Consider the following 6,980-nt stretch of genomic DNA (forward strand, 5'->3'; position numbering starts at 1 on the left):
AACAGGCCCGCCTCAGTGGTACCAAGCGCATAATCGCCGTTTCTCAGCCTGATGCCGCTGTAAAGTGAGGCCTGCTTTAACGCGTCATCGATCTCGGTGTGCCAGCGTTGGCTACCGTTTTCAGTCAGCAAAAACAGCTCACCCTCGCGGTTGCCTGCCAGCAAGGTTTGCGCATCATAGGGCTCAAGCATAAATACACTGGTATCCGCAAAACGCTCTGCACCCGGCACAGGGCTGAACTCTCCGCTGACCAATTGCAACAGCCCCCGGCCTTCTTCTCTTACCAGCAGCCGCTCCTGCAGGTAAAACGCTTTATGAAAGGCGCTACTGGTTGTCCAGACTTTAACTTGTTGTTCAGTGACTAAGAAAATGGCACTGCGGCTGACAAAATATATACCTTGAGGTGTGGCAAAGGTCTGGCGTACGTCCTGAAAGTTACGGTAATCGGCCGGAATACGTTCCAGTAATGAGACATAGCGGGTACCTTGCTCGCTGCTGGTGTCGAGATAGCCCAGTTCTCCTTTGGAGCCGACGTAAATTTTGCCATCGGCGGCCAGTGCCAGTGAGCGGACAACCGCTTTATTGCGTGTGGGTATCATGCGCCAGCTAGCCCCGTCATACTCGAGCACGCCAACGTTGTTGCCGACGTACAGCACACCGCGCTGATCCTGAACTACTGCCCAGTTCTGTGTGCCGCCATTGTAATCTTTCGGTTTAAAGTTGCTCAGCAGCGGGGTGCCGTACTGTTGGGCTGCGATCGTCTGACAGCTGAGCAGTGTCAGCAGAACACAATAGCGCCAATATGACTGAATAATTGTTATCACTATGCTCACCCCTTGTTTGCACAGCTGTAATGAGCGTTTCACCCGTTTGATTCCGTTCGGGTGAGTGTGTTATTTGCGCAGAACTTTATCCAGATAGCCCATCGCAAAGGCTGATAAAACGAAGGTTATATGGATCAATAAATACCACTTTATCTTGTCGTTGGCGATACTTTCAGTATTCATAAATACCTTGAGCAGGTGAATTGACGAGATAGCGACAATAGAGGCTGCGACTTTGTTTTTCAGTGAGCCCGAATCCAGCTTGCCTAACCAGCTCAGTTTGTCGTCATTACCTTCTAAATCAAGGCGGGATACGAAGTTCTCATAACCGGAAAACATCACCATCACGATAAGGCCGCCCACTAATGCAATATCTATCAGCGAAAGGACAACTAAAATCAGTTCAACTTCTTTCATGCTGAAAATAATAGGCAGGATATGAAATATTTCCTGAAAGAATTTTATACCCAGTGCAATCAGCGCCAGGCTAAGACCAAGGTAAATGGGCGCCATAATCCAGCGCGAGGAATACATCAGTTTTTCCAGAAAATTTTCCATAACAGCACCTGTTTTGTCCGGTCGCTGTATTATGCGGCCATCGCCTCAGAGATCAAGCACCGGCCAAGGTTTTTCTTGTATCAGCATGCGTGCGGTTACCGCAAATTCCGGCGTTTTACCGCAACCACTACTGACAGTAAGGCAGAATATGTTAGCGTCTGCGCCAGATGAATGAGCGATACCTTGTTATGAAGAAAATACTAAGTTGCACCCTGCTGGCTATGTCTCTTTGCTGGGTAAACGCCCGGGCAGAAGAAGGCTTTTGGCTGCAGCGTCAGCTTGAACAAGGCAGTGATGCACTGCGTGGTTTTTCTTTTGTTAAAAGTGATGCACCTCACGGCTTGCCCTTGCCGCATATACAACGGGTCAGTGGCAAGCTGAATAATTGCAGCACGGCTTTCGTTTCCGCAACAGGCTTATTAATAACCAGTTATCATTGTGTGGCACCTTACCTTGCAGCTTCAGATGGCAAAGAGTTTGTCGCACAAAGTCATGACACAGAGTTGCCGATTACCGATCTTGAATTGTTGCTACCACAGCAGACACAAGATGTCACCGTCACCATCAACCGCGAGCTGAGTGCTGAGGCTACACCACTGCTGCGCAGCGCTAAACTGCAACAGCTGAAAACAGGCATGGAAAGCGACTGTGAACAGCAAAGTGGTTATCGCTGCGAGTTAGTGTCACTGCATCACGGGCTGGAGTTTTATCTGATCCGTTACAAAGTATTGCGCGATCTGCGCCTGGTATACCGGCCGGCCTCTGCAGACGAAGTACCAGAACGCAGTTGGCCGAGATACAGCCATGACTATGTATTATTAAGGGCATATGTTGCAGGTGCACAAACCAGCGGCGTTTATGCCAGCACTAACATCCCTTATCAGTCTGAATTTGCCCGACTGTCGCGCCAGGGCGTAACCGAAAATGAACTGGTGATATCTCCGGGCTTCTCACCTGCCAGCCAGCGTTATGCCACTGAAGCTGAAATACGCTTTAATTTTGAATTACTATACCCGCGTTCGGTGGTCTATCTGGAGCAGGCCGTCAGCGTTATTGAGCAACTTGCAGTACCAGGCAGTCTGCGTTCTGAACAATATGCGCCGACGCTGACTGAATTAAAACAGGCGGCTGATAAGGTAAAGGCTTTACTGGCGCATTATCAACGCAGTTCTCTTTTGCCATTGAAACAGCAGCGGCGCAATGCGGTACTGGAGTGGATAAACAACAGTCCGGTAATACAACAGCTGTACGGGCCGCTGTTAGACCGATTGCAGCAGGTACTGGAACGCCAGCAGGCGGCAGCACAGCGCGACCTGGTGCTGGGTTTCCTGAAGTATGCTCAGTTACCGGCCTTAGCGAATCAACTGTATAAGCTTGCGCTGCAGCCGGATAAGCTTAAAACCGAACAGTTGCGTAAGCAGCTATCAGAGCTGGATGTTCATTTTGATGCCCGGGTAGACATGGAGCTGGCCTTACATTTTCTCAGTCAGTATTCTCAGTTGCCTGAGGCGCAGCGGCTGACGGCATTGGATCAGTATTTTGCCCTAAGTGACGGTTTTAACCGCGAGATTGTGAAGCACAAGTTGTCTGCTATGTATCGTGGTACCACCCTGACTGAGCCTGCAAAACGCCTGAGCTGGCTCGAACGCAGTGCCGAGCAGTTTCAGCAGAGCAGTGACCCGCTGATAAGTTTTGCTGTGGCAATGCACGACACTGTGCTGCAGCTGGCGAAACAGCGCAATGAGTTACAAGTTGAGCTGAACAGTGTGCGCTCTGCCGTAATGGAAGTGCTGCTGGCATTCAATGACGCCAGAGGCAAAGCTACTTACGCCGAGGCAAACGGTGCGCTGCGATTCAGTGTTGGGCGAGTCAGTGGTTATAGTCCAATGGACGCGGTATGGTATCAACCTTTTAGCAGCCTGAAGAATTCTCTGAAGCAACAGCCGGGAATTGATAACGCTGATACCGTTGCCCGGATACCTGATATTGCAGTTAATTTTTTAAGCAGCATAGACAGCAGCAGTGATTACGGTGCTGCGCCTACCTTTAATGCTAAAGGCGAACTTGTCGGCATTATGTTTGCCGGTGTGCAGGAAAATCTGCTGGCAGACTGGCACTACGACAATGCTCTGAGCCGCTCAGTGCATGTCGACAGCCGGTTTATTATTTGGCAACTGCAGCAAACGGAATCAGCTAAAGCCTTGCTGGCCGAATTGTTGCCCGGGCATTAATCCGGGCAACTGTTGCTCTGATCCGTATTCAACGCTCTTCATTTAACCTGATTTCCAGTATTATTAGCCTCTGTATCGTTTAGCAGACAATGCTTCTGACTTGTGGAGAGGATGTGGACAAGCAGTTTCGGGTAAAATTAATTGTGCGTCGGGCGCCGGTATTGGCATCAATAAACTGGCTTAAACAGGCCTGGGCTATTTTTGTAAAGGCGCCGCTGAACTGGGTGCTGATGTTCATTATATTGGGTGCCATAGCCTTACTGGGACAGATCCATCCGTTCACCGCCGTTATTGGCATTTTGCTTAATCCGTTTCTCACTGCCGGGGTGTATAAAAGCGTCGTTGCTGTACAAAGTCAGCAGACGATGCAATTTACAGGGTTATTTTCGCCGTTAAAGGAAACCGGTTGCCGTGCCGTGTTTATCCGTCTTGCCGGTCTGAATATGCTGGCATCCATTCCGCTCAGTAGCCTGGCGGTGGTGTTGATGCAGCAACAACAGGACAACAACCTGCAAATGCCGCTGGTATTACTGTTCGTTACGGGCTTTGTGCTGGTGTGGATGATATTTGCTTATGCTGTTGCTATTGCCTACTTCCTCAAAGAGCGGCGCTTGCTGGCTATTATGCAGGCAAGCTTCGTGGCGTGCTGGCGTAATATTATCCCGTTAATGGTTTTCCTTCTCTTGAGTCTGGTACTGATAATGCTTACCATGCCTACGTACTTTATCGGGCTGCTTGTCGTTGTGCCGGTGCTGAATATCGCATTCTTTTTATCCTTCAATGAATTTTTTGCGTTACAGGTCAAAGCTACTGACGACGCCGTGTTGGAAGTATAATTTTGGCAGAAGTCGCTGACCTTAAACGTATGGCGCTGAACTGGTTAAGCCGGCGCGATTACAGTGAAAATCAGCTAAGCCAGCGGCTGAGCCGTCAGGGCGGAGAACCAGCTGATATTGCGCTGGTCATTGCCTGGTGTAAGCGCGAAAACTATCTGGACCAGAGCCGTTTTCTGCAGATGTTGGTGCGCAGTCGGGCTGGTAAAGGTTATGGTCTGAATTACATTGTGCAGGAATGCCGGCAACAGCAGATAACCAAAGAGCAGGTGTTACAATGTGCCGCCGAGCTTGGTATAGACTGGTTTGCCATGGCCAGCCAACAGTACCTGAAAAAGTACGGACAGAGTGAAGTAACTGATTATAAAGAAAAGCTAAAACGCATGGCGTATATGCAGCGCCGTGGTTTTAGCAATGAACAGATTCAAATAGCGATGAATCAAACAGAGTAAAACCGAAGCGGACAGGATTTTTTCATGACAATGACATCGGCCAGTATCAGGCGCGCCTTTTTAGACTTTTTTGCCGGCAAACAGCACCAAATTGTACCCAGCAGTTCGCTGATCCCGGGTAACGATGCCACGTTATTATTTACCAATGCCGGTATGGTGCAGTTCAAAGACGTTTTTCTTGGTCAGGATTTACGCAGCTATAACCGTGCTGTATCGGCTCAGCGCTGTGTGCGGGCTGGCGGTAAACATAACGATCTGGAAAATGTTGGTTATACCGCGCGCCATCATACGTTCTTTGAAATGCTGGGTAATTTCAGTTTTGGTGACTATTTCAAACGTGACGCTATCGCCTATGCCTGGGAGTTTCTGACTGTTGTCGTGAAGCTGCCAAAAGAAAAGCTGTGGGTGACCGTATATGAAACCGATGATGAAGCTTACGATATCTGGTTAAAAGAAGTTGGTGTACCGGCTGAGCGCATTATCCGCATTGGTGATAACAAAGGCGCGCCTTATGCGTCGGATAATTTCTGGGCTATGGGTGATACCGGACCGTGCGGTCCGTGTACGGAGATTTTCTATGATCACGGCGAGCATATCTGGGGCGGCCCGCCGGGCTCAGCGGAAGAAGACGGTGACCGCTATATCGAGATCTGGAATATTGTCTTTATGCAGTTTAACCGCCACAGCGATGGCCGGATGGAACCACTACCCAAGCCAAGTGTAGACACGGGGATGGGGCTGGAGCGGATCGCTGCTATTTTGCAGCATGTGCACAGTAACTATGAAATTGATACCTTTGTTGCACTGATCAAAGCTGCTGCGGAAGCAACTGGTGCCAGTGATCTGACCGATAAATCGCTGCGTGTGGTTGCCGATCATATCCGCAGCTGTGCTTTCCTTATCGTTGATGGCGTACAGCCATCAAACGAAGGTCGTGGCTATGTGCTGCGCCGTATCGTGCGCCGCGCTGTGCGTCATGGTAACAAGTTAGGCGCTAAAGGCGCGTTTTTCTATAAGCTGGTTGCTGCATTGGTTGCGCAGATGGCAGACGCTTACCCTGAGTTGGCAGAAAAGCAGGCTGTGGTAGAAAAAATTCTGAAGCTGGAAGAAGAGCAGTTCGGCAAAACGCTGGAGCGCGGATTAGCGATTTTAGAAGAAGCACTGGCCGGTTTAGATAGCACTGAGTTGCCAGGTGAGCTGGTATTCAAGTTATATGATACATACGGTTTCCCGGTTGACCTGACAAATGATGTGGCGCGTGAGCGTAATCTGACAATTGACCAGGCCGGCTTTGATGCTGCCATGGCAGAGCAGCGTAAGCGGGCACAACAGGCGTCAAACTTTGGTGCAGATTACAACGCAGCAGTGACTTCCAGTCAGCAGACAACGTTTACCGGTTATGAGCATGAATTTGGTAATGCTCAGGTAGTTGAAATCCTGTTTGAAGGCAAGGCTGTACCAGCGATACAGGATGGTCAGCAGGCTATGCTGGTGCTGGATGCAACACCTTTCTATGCAGAATCAGGCGGTCAGATGGGCGACAGCGGCACGCTGACCCTCGCCAGTGGCGCTGTGTTTACAGTGCAGGACACTGTTAAACTGGGCAAAGCTTTTGCACACAAAGGTAGTATTACAGGTAGCGTAAAAGTTGGCGACAAAGTGAATGCGCAAATTGACAGCGCCCGCCGTGCAGCCATCAAACAGAACCATTCTGCCACCCATTTGCTGCATGCTGCCCTGCGTAAAGTCTTGGGCGAGCATGTTACCCAAAAGGGCTCTCTGGTGGGGCCAGAACGCTTACGTTTTGACTTTAGCCATTTCGAGGCGGTAAAGCCGGAAGAACTGCGCCTTATTGAACGAATGGTTAATGAACAAATTCAGCACAACAATGCACTGCAAACCCGGTTAATGCCGATTGAGCAGGCGAAAGCCGCCGGTGCGATGGCACTGTTTGGTGAAAAGTACGACGACGAAGTGCGCGTACTGAGCATGGGCGAGTTTTCCATTGAGCTATGTGGCGGAACACATGTAAGCCGCACCGGTGATATTGGCTTGTTTAAGATTGTTTCTGAAGGTGGTATT

General features: G+C 49.8%; 5 protein-coding genes and 1 pseudogene. 4 read left to right on the forward strand and 2 right to left on the reverse strand.

Annotated elements, in window-relative coordinates; all coding sequences use genetic code 11:
- Positions 1-866, reverse strand: a pseudogene (locus VIN66_RS02130) (hybrid sensor histidine kinase/response regulator); the annotation flags it as partial.
- A 27-nt stretch (positions 867-893) separates the two neighbouring features.
- A complete protein-coding gene (locus VIN66_RS02135; protein ID WP_331922457.1) occupies positions 894-1,382 on the reverse strand; it encodes a TIGR00645 family protein in 489 nt (162 codons plus the stop codon).
- Between the two features lie 188 nt (positions 1,383-1,570).
- Here VIN66_RS02135 and VIN66_RS02140 point away from each other — a divergent pair, with 188 nt between their 5' ends.
- The 4 genes from VIN66_RS02140 to alaS form a co-directional block, all read left to right on the forward strand.
- On the forward strand, positions 1,571-3,613 hold the full coding sequence (locus tag VIN66_RS02140) for a S46 family peptidase (protein ID WP_331922458.1): 2,043 nt from the start codon (positions 1,571-1,573) through the stop codon (positions 3,611-3,613).
- 113 nt (positions 3,614-3,726) lie between these two features.
- Positions 3,727-4,449 (forward strand): hypothetical protein, encoded by a 723-nt coding sequence (locus VIN66_RS02145; RefSeq protein WP_331922459.1) that lies wholly within the window; start codon positions 3,727-3,729, stop codon positions 4,447-4,449.
- A gap of 2 nt (positions 4,450-4,451) precedes the next feature.
- Positions 4,452-4,898: a regulatory protein RecX gene (locus tag VIN66_RS02150; RefSeq protein ID WP_331922460.1), complete on the forward strand. Its 447-nt coding sequence runs from the start codon at positions 4,452-4,454 to the stop codon at positions 4,896-4,898.
- A 30-nt stretch (positions 4,899-4,928) separates the two neighbouring features.
- Positions 4,929-6,980: alanine--tRNA ligase (gene alaS, locus VIN66_RS02155; protein ID WP_414709850.1), on the forward strand; the 2,052-nt coding region annotated here is incomplete at its 3' end.

Source organism: Rheinheimera sp. (assembly GCF_036568245.1).
In the GTDB taxonomy this organism is placed as follows: Bacteria; Pseudomonadota; Gammaproteobacteria; order Enterobacterales; family Alteromonadaceae; genus Alishewanella.